Annotated in this window: 22 protein-coding genes and 1 pseudogene; 11 read left to right on the top strand and 12 right to left on the bottom strand. The window is 72.5% G+C overall.

Going from position 1 to position 19,109, the window contains the following annotated elements; translation table 11 throughout:
• On the top strand, positions 1-902 hold a 902-nt coding region (locus G3I42_RS33160), incomplete at its 5' end, for an aminotransferase class I/II-fold pyridoxal phosphate-dependent enzyme (RefSeq protein WP_164291372.1).
• 119 nt (positions 903-1,021) lie between these two features.
• Complete coding sequence (locus G3I42_RS33155; protein ID WP_203607672.1) at positions 1,022-2,029, top strand: zinc-binding alcohol dehydrogenase family protein; 1,008 nt, start codon at positions 1,022-1,024, stop codon at positions 2,027-2,029.
• 38 nt (positions 2,030-2,067) lie between these two features.
• On the opposite strand, the gene G3I42_RS33150 is transcribed toward G3I42_RS33155, so the two are convergent.
• Positions 2,068-2,679 (bottom strand): TetR/AcrR family transcriptional regulator, encoded by a 612-nt coding sequence (locus G3I42_RS33150; RefSeq protein WP_164291370.1) that lies wholly within the window; start codon positions 2,677-2,679, stop codon positions 2,068-2,070.
• A 177-nt stretch (positions 2,680-2,856) separates the two neighbouring features.
• Here G3I42_RS33150 and G3I42_RS33145 point away from each other — a divergent pair, with 177 nt between their 5' ends.
• Complete coding sequence (locus tag G3I42_RS33145; RefSeq protein WP_164291369.1) at positions 2,857-3,999, top strand: NAD(P)/FAD-dependent oxidoreductase; 1,143 nt, start codon at positions 2,857-2,859, stop codon at positions 3,997-3,999.
• A 52-nt stretch (positions 4,000-4,051) separates the two neighbouring features.
• On the opposite strand, the gene G3I42_RS33140 is transcribed toward G3I42_RS33145, so the two are convergent.
• The gene (locus G3I42_RS33140; RefSeq protein WP_164291368.1) at positions 4,052-4,825 is read right to left on the bottom strand and encodes a glycosyltransferase family 2 protein; all 774 of its coding nucleotides are present in this window, start codon (positions 4,823-4,825) and stop codon (positions 4,052-4,054) included.
• Between the two features lie 177 nt (positions 4,826-5,002).
• Here G3I42_RS33140 and G3I42_RS33135 point away from each other — a divergent pair, with 177 nt between their 5' ends.
• Positions 5,003-6,112, top strand: a complete 1,110-nt coding sequence (locus G3I42_RS33135; protein WP_164291374.1) for a MerR family transcriptional regulator — start codon at positions 5,003-5,005, stop codon at positions 6,110-6,112.
• 32 nt (positions 6,113-6,144) lie between these two features.
• Here G3I42_RS33135 and G3I42_RS38070 read toward each other — a convergent pair whose 3' ends face one another.
• Complete coding sequence (locus tag G3I42_RS38070; protein WP_239096841.1) at positions 6,145-6,321, bottom strand: hypothetical protein; 177 nt, start codon at positions 6,319-6,321, stop codon at positions 6,145-6,147.
• Positions 6,318-6,959, bottom strand: coding sequence for a hypothetical protein (locus G3I42_RS33125; protein ID WP_164291366.1), 642 nt, complete (start codon positions 6,957-6,959; stop codon positions 6,318-6,320). The genes G3I42_RS38070 and G3I42_RS33125 overlap by 4 nt, the downstream gene beginning before the upstream one ends.
• 234 nt (positions 6,960-7,193) lie before the next feature.
• Here G3I42_RS33125 and G3I42_RS33120 point away from each other — a divergent pair, with 234 nt between their 5' ends.
• The 3 genes from G3I42_RS33120 (at position 7,194) to G3I42_RS33110 (ending at position 8,560) form a co-directional block, all read left to right on the top strand.
• A complete protein-coding gene (locus G3I42_RS33120; RefSeq protein WP_203607670.1) occupies positions 7,194-8,078 on the top strand; it encodes a helix-turn-helix transcriptional regulator in 885 nt (294 codons plus the stop codon).
• Positions 8,035-8,163, top strand: a complete 129-nt coding sequence (locus tag G3I42_RS33115; RefSeq protein WP_164291364.1) for a DUF397 domain-containing protein — start codon at positions 8,035-8,037, stop codon at positions 8,161-8,163. Before G3I42_RS33120 ends, G3I42_RS33115 begins: the two co-directional genes overlap by 44 nt.
• A gap of 85 nt (positions 8,164-8,248) precedes the next feature.
• A complete protein-coding gene (locus tag G3I42_RS33110) occupies positions 8,249-8,560 on the top strand; it encodes a DUF397 domain-containing protein (RefSeq protein ID WP_164291363.1) in 312 nt (103 codons plus the stop codon).
• 76 nt (positions 8,561-8,636) lie between these two features.
• On the opposite strand, the gene G3I42_RS33105 is transcribed toward G3I42_RS33110, so the two are convergent.
• From G3I42_RS33105 to G3I42_RS33080, 6 genes are all read right to left on the bottom strand, one after another.
• Entirely contained in the window at positions 8,637-9,170 is a 534-nt protein-coding gene (locus tag G3I42_RS33105; RefSeq protein WP_203607666.1) for a hypothetical protein, read from the bottom strand.
• A 28-nt stretch (positions 9,171-9,198) separates the two neighbouring features.
• The gene (locus G3I42_RS33100) at positions 9,199-9,870 is read right to left on the bottom strand and encodes a hypothetical protein (protein ID WP_164291362.1); all 672 of its coding nucleotides are present in this window, start codon (positions 9,868-9,870) and stop codon (positions 9,199-9,201) included.
• Positions 9,867-10,307, bottom strand: a complete 441-nt coding sequence (locus G3I42_RS33095) for a hypothetical protein (RefSeq protein ID WP_164291361.1) — start codon at positions 10,305-10,307, stop codon at positions 9,867-9,869. Before G3I42_RS33095 ends, G3I42_RS33100 begins: the two co-directional genes overlap by 4 nt.
• Before the next feature lie 49 nt (positions 10,308-10,356).
• A complete protein-coding gene (locus tag G3I42_RS33090; RefSeq protein ID WP_164291360.1) occupies positions 10,357-12,822 on the bottom strand; it encodes a glycoside hydrolase domain-containing protein in 2,466 nt (821 codons plus the stop codon).
• 381 nt (positions 12,823-13,203) lie between these two features.
• Positions 13,204-14,094 carry an alpha/beta hydrolase gene (locus tag G3I42_RS33085; RefSeq protein ID WP_164291359.1) on the bottom strand — a complete coding sequence of 297 codons (891 nt, stop codon included), beginning with the start codon at positions 14,092-14,094 and terminating at the stop codon, positions 13,204-13,206.
• Between the two features lie 114 nt (positions 14,095-14,208).
• Complete coding sequence (locus G3I42_RS33080; protein ID WP_164291358.1) at positions 14,209-14,919, bottom strand: GntR family transcriptional regulator; 711 nt, start codon at positions 14,917-14,919, stop codon at positions 14,209-14,211.
• Between the two features lie 166 nt (positions 14,920-15,085).
• Between G3I42_RS33080 and G3I42_RS33075 the strand changes: the two genes are divergently transcribed.
• Together G3I42_RS33075 and G3I42_RS33070 are read left to right on the top strand one after the other, a co-directional pair.
• A complete protein-coding gene (locus G3I42_RS33075; RefSeq protein WP_164291357.1) occupies positions 15,086-15,619 on the top strand; it encodes a YbhB/YbcL family Raf kinase inhibitor-like protein in 534 nt (177 codons plus the stop codon).
• Positions 15,620-15,645: 26 nt separating this feature from the next.
• Positions 15,646-16,512 (top strand): hypothetical protein, encoded by an 867-nt coding sequence (locus tag G3I42_RS33070; RefSeq protein WP_164291356.1) that lies wholly within the window; start codon positions 15,646-15,648, stop codon positions 16,510-16,512.
• Between the two features lie 66 nt (positions 16,513-16,578).
• Here G3I42_RS33070 and G3I42_RS33065 read toward each other — a convergent pair whose 3' ends face one another.
• Positions 16,579-17,406: a class I SAM-dependent methyltransferase gene (locus G3I42_RS33065; protein WP_343244733.1), complete on the bottom strand. Its 828-nt coding sequence runs from the start codon at positions 17,404-17,406 to the stop codon at positions 16,579-16,581.
• 168 nt (positions 17,407-17,574) lie between these two features.
• On the opposite strand from G3I42_RS33065, the gene G3I42_RS33060 reads away from it, so the two are divergent.
• Positions 17,575-18,153 (top strand): TetR/AcrR family transcriptional regulator, encoded by a 579-nt coding sequence (locus tag G3I42_RS33060; RefSeq protein WP_164291354.1) that lies wholly within the window; start codon positions 17,575-17,577, stop codon positions 18,151-18,153.
• Positions 18,154-18,256: 103 nt separating this feature from the next.
• On the opposite strand, the gene G3I42_RS33055 is transcribed toward G3I42_RS33060, so the two are convergent.
• Positions 18,257-18,799 carry a helix-turn-helix domain-containing protein gene (locus G3I42_RS33055; RefSeq protein ID WP_164291353.1) on the bottom strand — a complete coding sequence of 181 codons (543 nt, stop codon included), beginning with the start codon at positions 18,797-18,799 and terminating at the stop codon, positions 18,257-18,259.
• A gap of 116 nt (positions 18,800-18,915) precedes the next feature.
• On the opposite strand from G3I42_RS33055, the pseudogene G3I42_RS33050 reads away from it, so the two are divergent.
• Positions 18,916-19,109, top strand: a pseudogene (locus G3I42_RS33050) (alpha/beta hydrolase); the annotation flags it as partial.

Below are 19,109 nucleotides of genomic sequence, written 5' to 3'. Positions count from 1 at the left end.
CGCGGCTCCTCGGGGCGGCCGGTGACCCGGAACGCGTGCTCTTCGCGGGGAACGGGCGCCAGGCGCTCGCCGCCGCGTTCACGTGCGCCGTGCCGCGCGGCGGCCGGATCGGCGTCGAGTCGCTCACGTATCCGCTGGTCAAGGAGATGGCGGAACGGCTGGGGCGGGTCCTCGTGCCGTTGCCGCTCGACGCGGACGGGATCGTGCCCGCCGCCCTCGCCGCCGAACGCCCCGCCGCGCTCTACTTCCAGCCGACCCTGCACAACCCCACGGGCCGCACCACGCCACCGGAGCGACGCGCCGAACTCGCGGACGTGGCAGGGCGGTTGCGTATCCCCGTCGTCGAGGACCGGGTGTGGTCCTTCCTTGCCGACCCGGACGCGGAGCGGGTGTTCGCGGTGCTCGCGCCGGAGCGCACGTACGTCGTGGAGAGCCTGTCGAAGCGGGTCGCGCCGGGGCTCACGGCGGGTGTGCTGCTCGTGCCGGAGGGGCGGGTCGAGTGGGCCGAGAGCGCGCTGCGGGAGGGGAGCTGGACGGCGGGGAGCTTCGCGGTGGAGGCGGCGGCGCGGGTCCTGGCGGACGGCACGGCGGCCCGGCTCGCGGCCGAGAAGCGGGCGGACGCGGCCCGCCGCCAACGCGTCGCGACGGAGGAACTCCCGAACACCGAGGCACACCCCGCCAGTTACTTCACCTGGTGGCACCTCCCCGCCCCCTGGCGCGCCGAGCCCTTCACGGCGGCGGCCCGCGCCGCCGGCATCGCCGTCACCCCCGGCCCCACCTTCGCCGTCCCCCCGTACACCTCCCCCCACACCCTCCGCCTCGGCCTCGCGGCCCTCCCCCTCCCCACCCTCCGCACCACCCTCCGCACCTTGGCAACCCTGTCGGCGGGGCCACCGAGCTGAACCGGGCGCGTGGCTGGGTGCCGGGCCGGGCCCGTGGCCGGGTGGCGAGGCCGGGGCTTGCCGCGCATCCTGGGGAGGGTCGTCCGTTCCCAGTACCCCAGGGGAACCCCATGCCCACCATGCGCGCCTGGTCCCTCGTCGCCCCCGCCCCCGCCGAGTCCCGCCCCCTCCGTCTCGTCGAGAAACCCGTCCCGGTGCCCGCTCCCACCGAGCTTCTCGTTCACGTCCGTACCTGCGGGGTCTGCCGCACGGATCTACACGTCACCGAGGGCGACCTTCCGCCGCACAAGGCGGACGTCACCCCAGGTCACGAGGTCGTCGGCGAGGTGGCCGCGCTCGGCTCGGAGGTCGCGGACTTCGCCGTGGGCGACCGCGTCGGCGTCGCCTGGCTGCGCTCCACGGACGGCACGTGCCGCTACTGCCGCCGCCAGGCGGAGAACCTGTGCCCGGCCTCCCGGTACACCGGCTGGGACGCGGACGGCGGTTACGCCGAGTACACGACCGTGCCCGCCCCCTACGCGTACCGCCTCCCGTCCGCCGTCGAGGACACAGCGCTCTCGCCGCTCCTGTGCGCCGGCATCATCGGCTACCGCGCCCTGCTGCGCACCGACCTGCCCGAGGGCGGGCGCCTCGGGCTGTACGGGTACGGGGGCAGCGCCCACCTGTGCGGCCAGCTCGCCCGCGCCCAGGGCGCCCGCGTCCACGTCCTCACGCGCGGCGAGGCGGCCCGTGCGCTCGCGCGGGAACTCGGCGCGGTCTCGGTCGGCGACGCGTACGACGCCCCGGCCGAACCCCTGGACGGCGCGATCCTCTTCGCCCCGGTCGGCGACCTCGTACCGCCCGCGCTGCGCGCCCTCGACCGTGGTGGCGTCCTCGCGGTCGCGGGCATCCATCTCAGCGACACCCCGCCGCTCGACTACGAGCACGAGCTGTTCTACGAGAAGGAGTTGCGCAGCGTCACCTCCAACACCCGTGAGAACGGACGGGAGTTCCTGCGCCTCGTCGAGCGCTACGACGTCCGCTCGACCGTCCACCCCTACCCGATGTCCCGCGCCCCCGAAGCCCTCGCCGACTTGAAGGCGGGCCGCTTCGACGGAGCGGCGGTCCTGGTCAACGACCTTTCCTGACGCAGGAAGTCGGCACCGCTCCACACACCCGGCCCCCGCTACCGTCCCCCCTCCGGCGCCCGCCACCCCTCCCGCAGCATCCCGAACAGCGCGTCCACGGCGGTCCCTTGGTCCGCGCGGCCGCGTGCGAGGGCCGGTACCTCCAGGACGAAGCGCGCCAGCGCGTCGCACGCGAGGTCTCCCGCCGGTACGCCGCACTCCTCCGCGAGCGCGGCGCTCAGCGTGTCCGTGTGGCGGACCCACATGCGTTCCGAGTAGGCGCGCAACGCGGGTGTGGAGTCGATGAGTTCGTGGAACTCGGCGTGCTGCGGGTGGGCCGCGTGCGGGAGCCAGGTGTCGCGTACGTAGCGGTGCAGCGCGTCCACGACGCCCTCGCCCTCCGCCCGCTCCCGCACGGCCGCCGCGAGGGAGGCGTCCGTGCGCTCCTCCTGGTCGAAGACGAGCGCTTCCTTGCCGCCGGGGAAGTGCTTGAAGACCGTCGTCGGCGAGACGTCGGCCTCCTCGGCGACCTCGCGGACGCTCACGTGCTCGTACCCGCGCGCCAGGAAGAGGCGCAGCGCGGCATCGGCGATGGACTGCCGGGTGGCCAGCTTCTTGCGCTCGCGGCGGCCGGGCGCGGGACTGGCGGGGCGGGCGGGGTTCTCGGTCATGCCCCCAGGTTACCCGTCGGGTGGTACGGGGAAATTAGTGGTACACGCTCAAAAGTTTGCGCGTACCACTTTTAGTGGCTACGGTGAGGGCACAGGCCGGGTCGAGCACGAAGCCGTGACGAGCGCCTTGCGCAGCTCCCCGCCCCCCACACCCACCCCCGCCTCAAGGAGGCCCCCATGCCCACACCCGATCCCACCGCCCCCCGCATCGCCGTCATCGGCGCCGGTCCCGGGGGCCTGACCTGCGCCCGTGTCCTCCAGCGCCACGGCATCCCTGTCACGGTGTACGACCGCGACGCGGGCCGCGAGGCCCGTGACCAGGGCGGCACGCTCGACCTCCACGCCGACAACGGCCAGGTCGCGCTGGAGGCGGCGGGCCTGCTGGACGCGTTCTTCGCGAAGGCGCGCCCGGAGGGCCAGGAGATGCGCGTCTACGAGGCGCGGACCGCCGCGCTCAAGGGGCGGCACGTCCCCGAGCCCGAGGAACTGTTCAAGCCCGAGATCGACCGGGGCGTCCTGCGCGACCTGCTCCTCGACTCGCTCGCCCTCGGCACGGTCCGCTGGGGCCACGCCCTCACGGCCGTCGAGGGCCCGGCCGAGGGCCCCCGTACGCTGCGCTTCGCGGACGGCACGACGGCCGGCGCGGATCTCGTGATCGGCGCGGACGGCGCGTGGTCGAAGGTGCGCCGCGCGCTCTCGGGCGGGCTGCCCGCGTACAGCGGGGTCACGTTCCTGGAGGCGTGGTTCGACGACGTCGAGACCCGCCACCCGGAACTCGCCGCGCTCGTCGGCCAGGGCGGCGCGCACGCGGCGGACGGCGAACGCGCGATGTTCGCGCAGCGCAACGGCGGCGACCACATCCGCGTCTACCTGATCCGGCGGGTACGGGCCGACTGGCTCGCGGCACGCGGCCTGACGTGCGCCGACACGGAGGCGATCCGCGCCCTGCTCCTGGCGGAGTACGCCGACTGGAGCCCCGCCCTGCGCCGCGTCCTCACGGACAACGACGGCCCGTTCGTGGACCGCCCGATCCACGCCCTCCCCGTCCCGCACACGTGGCACCCGCAGCCCACCGCGACCCTCCTCGGCGACGCGGCCCACCTGATGCCGCCGCTGGGAGTCGGCGTCAACCTGGCGATGCTCGACGCGGCCGAACTGGCCCTGGCCATCGCGGAGTCGGAGACGCTGCCGGAGGCGATCACGCGCTACGAGTCACAGATGCGCCCCCGCTCCGAGGAGATCGCCGCCCACCTGGAAGGCGCGGCAGCGGGCCTCCTGGAGGCCGGGGAAGGACTCGACGCCCACCTGCATCAGGGCTGACGGGCGTGAGGCCCACCGCCGGGCGCGAGCGTCCGCCCCCGCGCCCATCGCCCTAGATCCGCGACTTCCGTACCGAGTTCCACGCCGCCCCCGCCAGGGCGCGGGCCGACCTCGGGACCGAGAGGTGTTCGTGTTCGCGGTACAGGGCCCAGTTGAAGGGGATCAGGGCGAGCTTGTTCGAGGAGAGGGAGCCGGCCTGGTGGGCGCGGTAGACCGCCAGGGGTTCGCGGAGGGCGCGGGCGTCGTGGCCGTCGCGCATGATCGAGAGCCACAGGCCGTAGTCCTGCCGCTTCGGCATGTCCGGCATGAGCCGCGTGCCGAGCGCGTTGCGGTCGTACATGGCCGTGAGGGCGCCGATGTGGTCCTGGACGAGCATGTCGCGGTAGTCCACGTGCTCCGGCGCCCACACCACGCGCCCGTTGGGCTCGAAGTCGGCGGCCTCGCCCTCGTGCTCCGCCTCCATCTTGTAGTACGAGGTGAAGGTGAGCGGCGTCCCGGCCGTGGCGGCGAAGGCGACCTGCTTCTCCAGCTTCGTCGGCAGCCACATGTCGTCGCTGTCGAGGAACGCCACGTAATCGCCCTTGGCCCGCGCGATCGCCAGGTTGCGGGCCTTCGCCGCGCCGCCCTGCTGCGGCGCGGCCTCCGGCAGCACCCGCTCGTCCTGCCGGGCCAGCTCGCGCAGCAGCTCCATCGAGCCGTCCGTGGACGCGTCGTCGGTGATCAGCAGCTCGACATCGGTGTGCGTCTGCCCGAGCACCGACCGCACGGCGGGCCCGAGCGTGACCGCCGCGTTGTGTACCGGCATGATCACAGAAACCAGGGGCACGGCCGTGCTCCTCACTCAGAGCGGAATGGTCATGGACGTAGTCGTCTCCGGCCAAGGCTACGTGCCCCCGCCGCACTCCGGACGCCCGCCCTTCGCGAGCCCGGCCCCCCGCCCGGTTCCTGCCCGCTTGACCCTTCCCCCGCGTCATCCCCCACTCTCGTGGTCGTGACAGAAGCGATGGGGCAACTACTCAGCGTGGGGCGGGTCGCGGAGCTGACGGGTGTGACGGTCCGGGCTCTGCGGTACTACGACGGGATCGGGCTCGTGCGGCCCGGCGCGCGGACCGGGGCGGGGTACCGCGCCTACGCGCCCGCCGACATCGAGCGGCTGCGCGCCGTTCTCGCCTACCGGCGGCTCGGGTTCGGGCTGCGGGAGATCGGCGAACTGGTCGACGCGCCGGACGCCGACGCCGTCGCCCGGCTGCGGCGGCTGCGGGAGTTGCTGGGCGAACGGCGGGACCGGACGGCCGCCATGGTGCGGGCCGTCGACGCGGAGCTGGAGGCACGGGGCAGAGGAGTGCGTACGCGGCAAGCCGACCCGTTCGGCGCGCAGTTGTACGAACGTATCGGCGCCGACTACGTCGCCGACGCGCGCCGGACCGAGCCGCGCATCGCCGAACAGGTCTGGGCCGCGCTCGGCGACGCGCGCACCGTGCTCAACGTCGGTGCCGGTACGGGCTCGTACGAGCCGCCCGACCGCGAGGTCACCGCCGTCGAGCCCTCCGCCGTGATGCGCGCCCTGCGGCCCGCCGGAGCCGCCCGCTGCGTCGCCGCCACCGCCGAGCAACTGCCCTTCCCCGACAACAGTTTCGACGCCGCCATGGCCTTCAGCACCGTCCACCACTGGCGCGATCCCCTCGCCGGGCTGCGCGAGTTGCGGCGCGTCGCCCGCCGCGTCGTCGTCTTCACGCACGACGCCACCGACGCGGCCTGGCGCCACCGCTTCTGGCTCAGCCGCGACTACCTCCCCGAGGTCGCGGGCCTCGTCACCGGGCGCCCGCCGGTCGACGCGCTCGCCCGCGCGCTCGGCGCCCGTATCGAACCCGTCCTCATCCCCTGGGACTGCGCCGACGGCTTCTTCGAGGCGCACTGGCGCCGCCCCGAGGCGTACCTGGACCCGCGCGTGCGCCGCGCCGTCTCCGTCTGGACCCGCGTCGGCCCGGCGGCCGAGCTACGGGCCGTGACCGCCCTCCGCGACGATCTCGCCTCCGGCCGCTGGACCGCCCGCAACCCCGAGATCACCACACTCCACTCCGCCGAACTCGGCCTCCGCCTCCTCGTGGCGTAGCGGGAGGGAGGGCGGGACGGGGCTCCGGAGGGTTACGCCCTCCGCAGCGGTGTCCCGTGCGTCGCCGCCCGGTGCCGCGCCAGCAGGACGCGGCAGTCCGTCGCCGCGCTGTAGTCGAACACCGCCTCCGCCCTCCGCTCCCGCTCCGTCAACTCCGCGCACCTACCGCACACTTCGGCCTCCCGTACCGCCACCGTCGCCGTCCTCACAGCCGGTCCCCCTTGCTCCGCGCGTTCGCCCGCGCCGTCCCGCCCCGCAACTTCTCCTCCGGGTCCGCCGGCCGTACGTCCCCGGGCGCCACGCTCCACTCGCACCCGCCCCGCACCGGCCGCAGCCACCACCTCCCGCCCATCGCCCCCTGGAACTCCGCCACTTGCCCCCGCACCACGTCCACCACGAGCGCCCCGCGCTCCGGTGCCCCCACGTGCTGCGCCGCCACGTCCCGCTGCCGCGCCTGTGCGCCCCTGCTCACCACCGACGCGAGCCGCAATGCCTCGTGCGCCCCCAGTGCCTCCACCCGCACTCCGGGCGTCTCCGCCCGCGAGGCCGCACGCGTCACCTCCGTCTCCACCCCCGCCAGCCACAGCGCCCTCCGCAGCAGGCCCGCCGCCCTTTCCGCCTCCTCCCACGGCTCACCGAACGTCGTCACCGGAGCGGGCGGCTCCAGCAGCAGCGCCAGGTACGCCGCCACCTCCGGCCGCAACGGTCCGCAGAAGACGACTTCCCGCCCGTCCTCTTCCGCCAGACTGACGGGCACGTCGAACCCCCGCGCCAGCAGCGCGAGATGGAGCGAGGAGGCGCACTCCGTCGCGTCGGGCGGGGCGGGCGTTTCGGGTGTTGCCGTCATTACCGTGAATCCCTTGTGCGGTGGTACATCCGGATAAGAGAATTTCCTCAGCTACTGAGGGTGAGTACAGCGTCTCTGTGGGGTAGGTAGCGGTGCAATGGGTGACACGTGACATCGGCGCGGCGTCACTGATCATCAGGGCAGCGAGAAAGGGCCCGCATGGCAAAGGTGAAGCGGCTCAGGAACGGCGAAGGAGCCGGTACGGGGCGCTCGGGACCGGCGGTCTGGGGCCGCATGGCGGCCCACTTCCGGACACAGGCCGGTGTGACACAGGCCGACCTGGCACGAGCGCTGAGCGTGGAACGCTCACTCGTGTCCAAGTTCGAATCGGGCGACCGCGTCCCGGACTTGAAGCACGCGGAGGACGCGGATGCGTTTCTCGGGGCGGGCGGGGTGCTGGTCGAGCTGTGGAAGGAGACGGACTGGTATCCGCAGGTCGAGCACCCGGACTGGTTCAAGCGGCGTGCCGAGATGGACTCGGTGGCGACGGCGGTTTATACGTACGCACGCCTGACGCTTCCCGGCTTGCTCCAGACGCCGGAGTACGCACTTGCGCTCTTCGGGCAGATCGAGATTGACGCCATAGCGGAGGAGCGCATGCGGGCTCGCATGAGTCGGCAGTTGCGTTTCCAACAGCAGGACGGCCCAACGCTTGTTGCAGTGCTAGACGAGAGTTGCCTGTGGAACGTCGTGGGCAGCCCTGCCGTTATGTTCAATCAGATGGCGTACCTCCTCGCGGAGGGCGCTCGGCCTCATGTGCACATCTCCGTAGCACCAGCCGCAGCAACTCACCTGGTTCCGCCGTCGACTTCGATGACCCTGCTGACCCTCCCGGACGGGCAACGGTGGGCGTACTCCGAGTCATTGGAACTTGGCCACTTCAACGGTGATCCGAGAGCTGTGGCCAGGCATGCTCAGACCTATGATGTGCTACGAGCCGACTGCCTGTCGGTTTCGGAGTCCGCAGCCCTCATCAGGGACGCGATGGAAAGGTACGACCGGGATGCGCAAGCAGAACCTCGGCCCGCTCGCGTGGGTCAAGAGCAGCTACAGCGAGAACAACGGCGGCGACTGCGTGGAAATCGCGTCCGGGTTCCCCGGCCTCGTCCCCGTTCGTGACAGCAAGGTCGTGGACGGCCCCATCGTGACCGTGGGCGCGGCGCAGTTTTCGGCGTTCCTGGAGGGCGTCGTCAAGTCCGCGTGAGCGGATGGGCGTTGTTTGAAGGCCACTTCAAGGCGGGTACATCCGCGCCGAGGTGGCCTTCTTCGTGTCCGAGGGGAGTTCAGGCGTGGCGATGACCTGGAAGCGGAGCAGCTACAGCGGCAACAACGGCGGGAACTGCGTCGAAGTCGGCTTCGACTGGCGGAAGTCGAGCTACAGCGAGAACAACGGCGGCAACTGCGTGGAGATCGGCGCCCACTGGCAGAAGTCGTCCCACAGCGGCAACGACGGCGGCAACTGCGTCGAGATCGGCACCGTCCCCTCCGCCCCCCACCTCCTCATCCGCGACAGCAAACGCGCCGCCGAGCCCGCCACCCCCGTCCTCCACCTCAGCCCCGCCGCCTTCACGGCGTTCCTGACCGCCGTTTCGTCAACGTGAGGCCCGGCGCCGGGTCCCTCCTTCGGGCGGGAAGGCGGGGCGCCGACGAAGGACCGCCGCCGCCCCGCCCCGGGGATCAGTCGCAGGCGCCGATCCGCATGTAGTTGTCCACGACGACCGTGCTGCCGACCTTCATGTACGAGTACGTCTGACCGCAGTAGCCCTTGTTCTGGTACAGCGGGCCCGCGTACTCGCTGAACGTGCCGGAGTCCTCGACGTCCGGGGTCGCGGTGTAGTTGTCGGAGAGCTTGAGGCGCATGGAGTGCGCCGTCCCCGTGTCGTTGAAGAAGACCGCGCAGATCGGACGGTCTTCGTAATTGCTGCCCGTGGTCTTGCCGTTGGTCCACGTGTACGTCGTGCCGTACGTGCCGTAGCGGGCGGCGCTCACCGAGATCGTGTAGCCCGCGCCGCAGACGTTCGCCGCGGCCGCCGCGACGCCCGCGTCGGCGGCGATGATCCGCTTGGTCCCGGCGGAGGCGTGGGTGTCGACCGCGACGCCCTGGACGGAGACGGTGGCGGTCGGGGTCTCGGCGGCGGTGGCGGCCGGGGCGGCGACCGTGAGGGCGAGGAGGGCGGCGGCGACGCTGCCCAGCCGCAGGGCGGTGTTCATCGAACGACTCCTTCGTGCCGGACGGGCTTCAGCGGGCGCGCTGGGTGAACTTGCGGGCGGCCTCGCGGCGCGCCGGGGTGAAGACGTCGACCGTGCCCGCGCCCCGGCCGGGGGTGTCCCGCCAGGTAGTGAGCTTGCGGGCCACGCCCCGGACCTTCGGGTGGTCCGGGGCAAGCGCGATCTCGAAGTGGGACTCCTGCGGGACGTCGAAGTCCCCGCCCCAGGCCACGGCGCCGTCCAGCTCGGCGAGGATGTCCCGGACCACGATCAGCTCGTGGGCGTACAGGCCGCCCCGCACCCCCTGCGGGTACGCGTGCGGGCGGATCGCGAGGGCCGTGCCGGAGAGGTGGTTCGACTCGTACGGCTGCCGGACCGCGCGGTCCGTGCGGTGGCCGGTGACGTCCCCGGTGCGCAGGGCGTCGATCTCGTAGTGGAAGCGGCGGGCGACGTGGAGCAGCAGCGTCGCGGCCTCGCCGCCCGCGAGCCGGACCGTGCGCCCGCTGCCCTCGATGGTGTGCTCCTCCGCCTTCGCGAGGATCTTCCAGCCGTTCGCGGAGGTGGCGCCGCGCCAGCGCGATCCGTCCGCCGCCGCCTCGGTGCGGGGCGCGGCGGCGGCCACCGAGGGGGTGAGGCCGATGAGCGCGGTTCCGGCCGCCGCTCCGGCGACGCCGAGTACGCGGCGTCTGCTCAGCTCGTTCATGACGTGCCCTTCTCGTGCATGAGGGTGCCCTTCTTCTGGGATCGGCGCCGGACGAGGATCAGGCGCGCGGCCCACGCCAGCGCGAGGAGCGCCAGCACGGGGAGCGCGACGAGGACCGGGTTGACCCAGGCGGGGACGAGGTCGTAGCCCGCGTGGCACTTGTCGTGGAGCGGGAACCAGCGGGTGTATTCGGTGAAGTGCGCCCTGCGGTAGGCGCGGTCGTACTCCTGACCCGCCCGGTGGCACGCCTCCTCCGGGTCGAGCGAGGCACCCGCGAGGGAACCGGCCAGGTAGACCGGGACGGCGCAGAGCAGGAGCAGCAGCGCGGTCCAGACGAACCAGCCGGGCCGTGAGCGCCACGTACCGGAGAGGAGGGGGCGGGCCCAGAACCACAGGGCGGCGAGCAGGAGGAGGAGCGGGAGGAGGAGGACGGCCATCGGACGATTCTGGGCTCTCGGCGACTGCCGGGCTGCCGCTACCCCGCCGCTACCGTGCCGCAGCCCGTCGCGCGGCGGCCTTGCGGAAGGTGTTCAGATTCGCCTTGTACTTCGCGGCCAGACTGTTCTCCAGGCCGATCAGGGCGAGTTGGCGGTCGGAGAAGCCCTGGCAGAACAGCGCCAGCTTCTCCGTGTTGCCGGGCAGCAGGACGTAGTCGGCGGGCAGGGCCGCGCCGGCGCCCGTGATGAGCGCGAGCCGGGCCAGATTGACCTTGGTGTCGGTGGGGCCCGCCAGGATGTCCCAGCAACAGGCGCGCGCGTTGGTCGCGTTGACCCAGCGGCGCTCGAAGTGGTCGCGGAAGCGGTTGAGTCCGCCCCCGTCGACGTAGTGCTCCGTCATCCACTCCGTGATGGTGCCGCCGTCCGCGACGTGCTTCGCGAGCAGGTAGCCGTCGACGTCCTCGACCATGTCCGTGTAGCCGAAGCTGGAGACGGTGCCGGGGATGGCGAGCTTCGCTTCGCAGAAGGTCGTGGGCGAGGCGTACTCGTCCACGGCGTTCCGCCAGTCCGCCCAGAAGGTCATGATGTCGCCGCCCCACCCGGCGATGTCGCCGCCGGTGGACTCGCCCTTGTCCGAGGGATCGGCGTTGGTCAGGAAGCCGTTGGCGGTGGCCATGAGGTGCGCGGCGTCGAGCTGGTAGCCGGTCACGGTGTCGGTGAAGGTGTCCTCGACCTGCACGCCGCGGTCCTCGCAGTACGCCACGAAGTCGCCGTCGTAACTGTCGGCCAGGTACCACCACTTGACCCCGCGGTACTTCTCGTGGCGGATGTACTCCATCACGAGCTGGCTCGCGTTGGTGCCGGAGCCGGACGACGACTTGTAGGCGGTGGCGAGGTCGTACAGGCGCTGCACGTAGGCGATGTACGTGTCCGCCGGGCCGCCCGTGTCGTTCACCGAGCCGACGCCCGGCTCGCCGCCGCTGCGCCAGACGTCCCGGTCCAGGTCGAAGGTGTCCGAGCCGTTGGTGACGGCGAACTCCTTGATCTGGTTGATCGCCCAGTTGGACGGCAGCGGGTAGCCGAGGTTCCCGGAGAAGCCCCAGGACATACCGGAGACGAAGGAGTACCGCGCGCCCGTCTTCTCCGTCACGTTGGTACACACGTTGCGGGAGCCGTAGACGCCGTGGAAGTACTTCTTCCCCCGGCTCGCGAGCCCGGCGACGACGCCGTTGAAGTACGGGACGACGCCGCCGTCGGGGGTGCCGTCGATCTCCCACTGCTGGGCGTCGTAGTCGACCGCGAAGTAGATCGTCGTGCCCCGGTTGAACCCGTAACCGGTGGCGAGGTCGTGGGCGTTCAGCGCGTGCTGGAAGCCGTGCGTGTAGGTGAAGTCGGAGAGCTGGCGGGCGTTGTCCTGGTAGATCGGGAAGACCCGCAGCCCCGCGTCGAAGATGCGCTGCAGTTCGCCCGGCTTGATCTCCTTGTCGAGCGTCGAGCCCGGCGGGTCGTAGAGGTAGCGGCCCACCAGCCGGAAATCGTTGTCGTGGAGCCAGCGGGCGCGCGAGGCGGTGATCTCGAACCGCGTGTCCGAACCGGTCGCCGCGCGGTCCGCGTTGCCCATCGAGACGAGGAGCTGCGACCAGGTGTCGTACTCGCCGACGCCGTAGTTCGCGTCGTTCTTCCCGTAGAGCTGCGAGAACTCCTGGAAGATGCCGACGAATTCGGCCGTCTTCGCGTCGAAGGAGTCCTTGAAGGTCGTCCGCACCTCGGAGTCGTCCTGGCCGTGCAGGATCACCGGCTCGTTGAAGACGCAGGCGGCGGTGAAGAGCTGCACGAAGATGCCCGAGTCGCCCTGGCGCACGGTGTGCGTGCGCAGGCCCGCCTGGGTGCCGGGGCCGAAGTTGCCGTTGGGGCTGAGCCCCAGTTCGTACTGGATCGCGATGACGAGCGACTTCTGCACGTCGCGCGAGTAGATGCCGTCGCAGGGGCCGATGGAGTAGGCGTCCCGCTGCCAGTAACGGCCGTTGAGCCACTGCTGGATGGCCCGGATCTTCTCCGTGCCCCCGGCGACGACGACGTAGGCGTCCATGTTCAGGATGCACTTGAGGATCTGCGGCGTGACGGTGCCGCCCTCCGTGCCGGTGCCGCCGTCGGGCAGGCCCATGTTGACGCGGAGGGATTTCACCGCCTCCGTCGTGACGGCGCCGAATTCGCCGAAGCCGTTCGCGCCCCAGTAGCCCTTGCAGAACAGGCCGTGCTGGATGATCCGCACGATGTTCTCGTTGCCGCTCCAGCCGAAGCCGATCTCGCCGAGCGCCTGCACCTTGGCCATGGTGGTGGGGCCGAAGCTCGCGACCACCGGGGAGATGCCCAACTCGTGCTGAAGGCCCATGATCAGGGCGTACATGGTGGACCAGCCGGTTTTGCCGTCCTCCGGGCACGGCTGGTAGCCGGCCACGCCGCCGTATGTCGCGTTGACCCATTTCTGGGCGTCGAGCACCTTCTCGTCCGCCACGGAAATCCCCCCGGGGTATGTGGTGCTCACGCCTGATGGTGGGGCGTGAGGGTGCCGTGCGCAGGGTGGTACCTGGTCGGCGACCGCGCTCACTCAAGCCCATGCGGGGCGGGGTTGAGAAGAGGAGGAACCGTGACCCCGGGATGAGGGATCACGGAGTGTGGCGTGGAGATCCGAGGTCTCGGGCTATATGCGGATTCCCGGGATTTTCCCGGCTTCGACGGCCTACGACCGGTGGGCGACAGGTCGAAAACCGGTCAGGGGGAGGGCGGTGGGGTGATGGGAGGCTTGCAGGTGGGGGGCTCGGAGGTGTTCCAGGCCGCTGTTTTCAGCCAGCGGGGACACGGGTCGGGACCTGACGGAGGGTGAGTGTGATTCGGGTCACAGGGTCGAGCGCGTCGCCGTGTGGCGGGTCAGGGCCGTGATCAGGGTGGGCCAGAGTTCTCGGGGGCGGTCGTGGCCCATGTCGGGGACGAGGAAGAGGCGGGCGCCGGGGGCGAGTTGGGCGGTGCGGCGGCCGCCGCTGGGGTCGATCAGGGTGTCGTCGAGGCCGTGGATCACCAGGGTGCGGACGGTGAGGGCGCTCAGGCCCGCCGCGCGGTCGCCGCTGAGGATCATCGCGCCGAGCTGCCGCGCCGTACCGGCCGGGCAGTGGCCGCGGTCGTACGAGCGGGCCGCCAGCTCCCGCAGGGCGGCGACGTCCCCGTACCGCCGCGAGGCCCACACCAGCTCCCGGTCCGCCGAGGCGATGTAGCCCTCGCGGTCGGCCGGCCGCGGCGCGAAGAGCGCGGCCTGCGCCTCCGGCGTCGAGTCGCCGTACCCCGGCTCGCCGGTCGAGGACATCATCGAGGTGAGGCTCAGGACGCGGTCCGGGTGCTCGATCGCCATCGTCTGCGCGATCATGCCGCCCATCGAGGCGCCGACGACGTGCGCCCGCTCGATGCCGAGCGCCGTGAGCAGCCGCATGCCGTCCTCGGCCATGTCGCCGAGCCGGTACGGCACCATCGCCTTCGCCGCCTCGATGTCCCGCGCGTTGACCGCCGCGACGAACTCCCCGAGGTCCACCGGGTACGCGTCGAACTTCGTCGAGCGCCCGCAGTCCCGGTTGTCGAACCTGATCACGTACCGGCCCTGAGCAGCCAGTTCGCGGCAGAAGTCCTCATGCCAGGAGATCATCTGCGCGCCGAAACCGGCGACGAGGAGGACAGCCGGATCGGCGGGATCGCCGAAGGTGTCGTGGGCGAGGGTGACGGGTCGGGTGGCGGCGCTCATGGGGACAGCTTTTCAGGGGGGAGGGGGCGGGGGCATCCGGGTTGGGGAGGTTGGGGGTGGGGCTCCGGGGTCGCGCGCGCTCCGGGCGGGGTCCGGCCGAAGTGGGGTCCCTCTTCAGGCGGTTCGGCCCGCGTCGTCGGTCAGCGCCGCCGCCGTCATGGTGAGGTGCCGGACCAGGACCGCCGTCGCGGTGTCGGCGTCGCGGGCCAGGACCGCCTCCTCCAGCTCTCGGTGTTCCCTCGTGCCGTCCCGGTCCGGGTTGCGGTGGGCCGACCAGCGGCGGGCCAGCTCGCTCGCGGTCCACAAGCGGTCGAAGGTCTCCAGCAGCGCCTGGTTGCCGCACCCCTCCAGCAGGCTGCGGTGGAAGGCCCGGTGCGCCTCGGCCCAGGCGGCGGTGTAGTACTCGCTCTCCTCCGGCGCGTACGCCGGAGTACGCACCAGACGGTGGTGCGCGGCCCGTACCCGCGCCTCCCAGTCGACGTCGCCGCGCTCGATGGACATGCGCAGGATGACGGGTTCGACGGCCCGGCGGGCCTCCGCGATCTCCTGCCAGCGGTGGTCGGAGAAGGACGGGACGGCGAAACCCCGGTTGGGCAGCCGGTCGGCGAGCCCTTCGCCGACCACCCGTACCAGCGCCTCGCGCACCACCGCCAGGCTCACGCCCTGCTCCTTGGCGAGGTCCTGCGGCTTGAGGGGGGCGCCGGGGGCGTGCTCCCCGCGCATGATCGCGTCCCGCAGGTGCGCGTAGACCCGCTCGGAGAGCATCTGCTTCCCCGGCGGGGACGACTGCTTCCCCGGCGGGGACGAAGGCGGCGTCTGAGGCATGGGGTCACTCTAGACGATCGGGAAGATAATCGATTATCAGTGTTATGGTCGATTCAATGAGCCGATGAGGACCCCTTCGGTTGCCGATGGGGACCCCTCCGGTTGCCGCTGAGGACGCATCCGGCAGCCGATGAGACCGCCCTCCGTCCGGAAAGGACCGATCGCCATGCCTGCCCACGACCCCTTCGCCCGCCTCCCCGAGGCGGCCCCGTTCACCGTCACCAGCACGACCGTCACCGAGGGGGCCGCGTGGCCGCCCGCGCAGTGCTCCTCCGGTCTGCCCGGCGGGAAGGACATGTCCCCGCAGCTCTCCTGGAGCGGCGCCCCGGAGGGCACCAGGAGCTACGCCGTCACCGTGTACGACCCCGACGCCCCCACCGGCTCCGGGTTCTGGCACTGGGCGGTCGCCGACATCCCCGCCACGGTCACGGAACTCCCCGAGGGCGCCGGCGACGACACCGGCTCGCATCTCCCCGCAGGCGCCTACCAGTTGCCGAACGACGCCCGCGCGGCCCGCTACCTCGGCGCCGCCCCGCCGGCCGGACACGGCCCGCACCGTTACTACGTCGTGGTCCACGCGCTCGGCATCCCCGCGACAGGCGTCCCGGCCGACGCCACGCCCGCCCTCCTCGGCTTCACCATGGCCGGGCACACCCTCGGGCGCGCGGTGCTGATCGCCACGGCCGAAACCCCCGCCTGACCGCACCACTTCCCGGAGGCACCACCATGCACCTCGACACCCTTCCCGCCCCCTCCCGCACCCACGACGGCCCGGTCGGCCTCGACGCCGTCCGCGAGGTCAGCCGCGCCGTCAGCGCCGCCCACCTCTTCATCTACCTCGTCCCCGAGAGCGCCGAGGAGGCGGCGGGGCTCGGCGTGACCGACCGGGGGGCGGCGTATCTGGCCTTCCGCTCCGCCGCCATGGGCGCGGTTCCGTGGCAGGTCACGCTCGCGGCCTTCTACAACTTCAGCCCCCGCGCCGTGCGGGCCATGGCGGGCGTGTGGGACGCGGCGCCGCCCGAGCGGTGGCAGGCCGCGCGCTTCCGGGCCGCCGCACGGGCGATGCGGCGGGTCGGCGTACATCTCCCGGACGACCGCCTGGCCGAGGCCCGCGCGCTGATCGACCCGGTCGTCTCCGGTGCCGACCACGCGGGCAAGGTGCTGGCCGCCGCGAACGCCTCCGTTCCGCTTCCCTCCGACCCGCTCGTCGCGCTCTGGCAGCAGCTCACGGTGGTACGCGAGTGGCGCGGCGACGCCCATCTCGTCGTCCTCGCCGACAACGGCGTCGGGCCGTGCGACTGCCTCGTCCTGCACACCGCGACCGGCGCCCTCCCGGCGACCCTCCTGCGGGCGACCCGCCAGTGGGACGACGAGGAGTGGCGTGCGGCGACGGCACGTCTCGCCGCACGCGGCTGGCTCGACGCACAGGGCACGATCACGGACCTCGGCACCGCTGCCCGCGAGCGCATGGAAGCGGAGACGGACGCGCACTGCGCCGCGCTGTGGCAACCGATCGGCACGGCGGGCACCCGCCGCTTCGCCTCACTCATCACGCCGATCGCGGAGGCGTTCGAGGCGGCGGGGGCGGAGTGAGGTGCCCGCCCGCCGTGGGCCGCCGGGTGGGGGAGGAGCGAGAACCCCCCGGCGTCGGCCCGGAGTTCATGACGTCGGGTCTCCGTCGGCGGAGGTGCGGATCGCCGTGGTGGCCAGTGTCGTCCACGGCATCGTGAACCGGCCGCCGAGGCCGTCGATCGCGGTGCCCACCTCGCGCAGGACCTCGGAGAGCTGAGCGGGGGCGAGGCGGGTGAGGCCGCCCGTGGTGGGCAGGAGGGCGAACCATTCCTCGCGCGTGTAGGACTGTTCCCAGTCGAAGCGCCACTGTTCGGGGGTCTCGAAGCGGCCGGTCGCGCGGAGGGTGGCGGCGAACTTCTCGTAGCCCGCCTCGTAGAGGCTGAGCGGGCGGCGGGCGGGCTGTCCGCTCAGCGGGGAGTCGGGGGCCACGCGGCGCAGTGCGGCGGCGAGGGGTTCGGCGAGCGCGGCCGGTGGCTCGTAGACGTGCCCGAAGATCGCGAACCGGCCGCTGGGGCGCAGCAGTTCCGCCGCCTTCTCCGCCCCCGCGACCGGGTCGACCCAGTGCCAGGACTGGGCGGCGACCACCAGGTCGAAGGTCCTGCCCCGCGGCTGCCAGGTCTCGAACGTCGCGACCTCCACCGGGAGGCCGCGCGAGCGGGCGAGGTCGGCCATGCGGGCATCCGGCTCGACACCGAGGACGGAGCAGCCAGCCGCCTGGAACTGGCGGGCGGCGATGCCCGTGCCGGTGCCGATGTCGAGGACGGTGAGGGGGGCGGGCGCCGCTGCGGCGGGATGGCTGGTCGTGGGGTGGCCGGTGGCGGGATGGTCGCTGGTGAGGCGGGCGATGAGGGCGGCGGGGTAGGCGGGGCGGGCCTCGTCGTAGCGACGCGCGTCCGTGCCGAAGGACTCGGCCACGCCACGAGCCCGGTGCGGGGCTTGGAGGGCGTGGTCGGTCCGGGTGGCTTCGCGGCGGGGGTCGTGCGCAGGCTCGCGCGGTAAAGTGGGCATGTGCCCACACTAGTGGGCGCCTGCCCACTCGCCAAGGGTGCGGGCCGGGCAGGGGAAGACGAGAGGGGCCGGGGCGTGCCGACCGGGGTGCATCTGCGAGACGCGCGGCGTCAGCTGTTCGACGCCGCCGAACGCGTACTGCTGCGGGACGGTCCGCACGCGCTGACGAGCCGGGCCGTGACCGACGAGGCGGGGTGCGCGAAGGGCGTCCTGCACCGCCACTTCCCGGACTTCGACGCCTTCCTCGCCGCGCTCGTACTCGACCGGGCGGCGGCCCTCGAAGCGGAGACGCGGGCGCTGGGCGCATCCGTGGGGACGGGGACGGTGGCGGCCAACCTCACCCGGGCGCTGTGCGGCCTGTTCGGTCCGGTGCCCGTGGCGATCATCCCGCTCATCACCTTCCGCGACGAACTCCGTTCCCGGCTGCGGGAGTCCGACCCCCGGGGCGGTATCGCGATCCTCGCTCAGGCCACCACCGCGATCTCGGCCTACCTGACCGCCGAACGCGCCCACGGCCGCCTCCCGGCCGACACCGACATCGACGCGCTGACCCTCTCGCTCGTCGGCGGCGGCCACCTCCTCTTCGCGGACCGCGACGCGGCCCCACCGACCGAGGCGGCGGTAGGGAGGTTCGTGGCGGGGGTGGTCGGTTGAGGGCGGGCCCCGTGTGCTTCGTGCGGCACGGGGTGCGTTGCGAAGTCCCGTACCAGCATGGGCGGGAGTGGGGGTGCGGGGACGTGGCTGTGTGGCGGGCTGGTCAGTTGGGGGTCGGGGTGGGTTTGTCCGGGACGACGACGAGGCTCAGGAGGTGGCGGGCGCGGCCGTCGTCCGGGGTGCGGTGGGCGTAGCGGGCCGCGACCTCTTCCAGATTGCTGACCAGTGAGGCGAATTCCTCGTCCGTGAGCCACACCGCCCCCTGCCGGTACATGACTCCCTCGCGGGCGGGTTCGCTGTCCTCGCGGGCGAGGTAGCGGTCGAAGCCGGCGGCCAGGGCGCCGGTGAAGACCGTGAACGCCTGCCGGTGGTCCTCCTTCGTCATCTCCGGGCGCTCCTCGTCGGCGACGAGAGCCTTCTCCTGCCGCACGCGGTACGAGCGTTCCGCCGTCCCGCGCACCGGCCGCTCGCTCGCCACTTCGAGAATCCCCGCCTGCGTCAGGACGGCGATGTGGCGGTACATCGTGGCCGTCGGGATGTCCGGCATGCGCGCGCGCAACTGCGCGGTGGTCAAGTCCCCCGCGCCGACGAGGGTTTGGAGGATGCGCATCCGTACGGGGTGCAGGAGCAGGTTCGCGGTGGACATGAAGGCATGATCTCACGTCTGATAACGTTCTCATTGTTGAGAGCAATGAAGGGGAGATCTTGCCCGACACACGTCCCACCCGTCCCGCCCGTACCGGCGCTGCCCGTCCCGGCCGCGTGGACGCGCACTTCAGCGTCACCGCCGACGACGGCGTCCCGCTCGCCGGGACCCTCACGCTCCCGGCCGGCCCGGGCCCGTACCCCGCCGTCCTCGTCCTGCACGGCTCCGGCCCGCTCGACCGCGACGGCGACACCCCCAAGCTGCCCGTGCGCCTCGGCCCCCCGCTCGCCGCCGCGCTCGCCGCCGCCGG

It is taken from the genome of Streptomyces sp. SID11385, assembly GCF_010548245.1.
Taxonomy (GTDB): domain Bacteria; phylum Actinomycetota; class Actinomycetes; order Streptomycetales; family Streptomycetaceae; genus Streptomyces.
Note: the sequence above shows the minus strand (reverse complement) of the source record. Positions and strands in the feature narration are given on the sequence as shown.

Excerpts from the sequence above, each read along its gene's own strand:
- G3I42_RS33150 (WP_164291370.1), bottom strand. The coding sequence starts at position 2,679 with ATGACCGAGAACCCCGCCCGCCCCGCCAGTCCCGCGCCCGGCCGCCGC.
- G3I42_RS33075 (WP_164291357.1), top strand. The coding sequence starts at position 15,086 with ATGCCTGCCCACGACCCCTTCGCCCGCCTCCCCGAGGCGGCCCCGTTC.
- G3I42_RS33095 (WP_164291361.1), bottom strand. The coding sequence starts at position 10,307 with ATGGCCGTCCTCCTCCTCCCGCTCCTCCTCCTGCTCGCCGCCCTGTGG.
- G3I42_RS33125 (WP_164291366.1), bottom strand. The coding sequence starts at position 6,959 with ATGACGGCAACACCCGAAACGCCCGCCCCGCCCGACGCGACGGAGTGC.
- G3I42_RS33085 (WP_164291359.1), bottom strand. The coding sequence starts at position 14,094 with ATGAGCGCCGCCACCCGACCCGTCACCCTCGCCCACGACACCTTCGGC.
- G3I42_RS33080 (WP_164291358.1), bottom strand. The coding sequence starts at position 14,919 with ATGCCTCAGACGCCGCCTTCGTCCCCGCCGGGGAAGCAGTCGTCCCCG.
- G3I42_RS33155 (WP_203607672.1), top strand. The coding sequence starts at position 1,022 with ATGCGCGCCTGGTCCCTCGTCGCCCCCGCCCCCGCCGAGTCCCGCCCC.
- G3I42_RS33145 (WP_164291369.1), top strand. The coding sequence starts at position 2,857 with ATGCCCACACCCGATCCCACCGCCCCCCGCATCGCCGTCATCGGCGCC.
- G3I42_RS33055 (WP_164291353.1), bottom strand. The coding sequence starts at position 18,799 with ATGTCCACCGCGAACCTGCTCCTGCACCCCGTACGGATGCGCATCCTC.
- G3I42_RS33105 (WP_203607666.1), bottom strand. The coding sequence starts at position 9,170 with ATGAACACCGCCCTGCGGCTGGGCAGCGTCGCCGCCGCCCTCCTCGCC.
- G3I42_RS33120 (WP_203607670.1), top strand. The coding sequence starts at position 7,194 with ATGGCGGCCCACTTCCGGACACAGGCCGGTGTGACACAGGCCGACCTG.
- G3I42_RS33070 (WP_164291356.1), top strand. The coding sequence starts at position 15,646 with ATGCACCTCGACACCCTTCCCGCCCCCTCCCGCACCCACGACGGCCCG.
- G3I42_RS33100 (WP_164291362.1), bottom strand. The coding sequence starts at position 9,870 with ATGAACGAGCTGAGCAGACGCCGCGTACTCGGCGTCGCCGGAGCGGCG.
- G3I42_RS33135 (WP_164291374.1), top strand. The coding sequence starts at position 5,003 with ATGGGGCAACTACTCAGCGTGGGGCGGGTCGCGGAGCTGACGGGTGTG.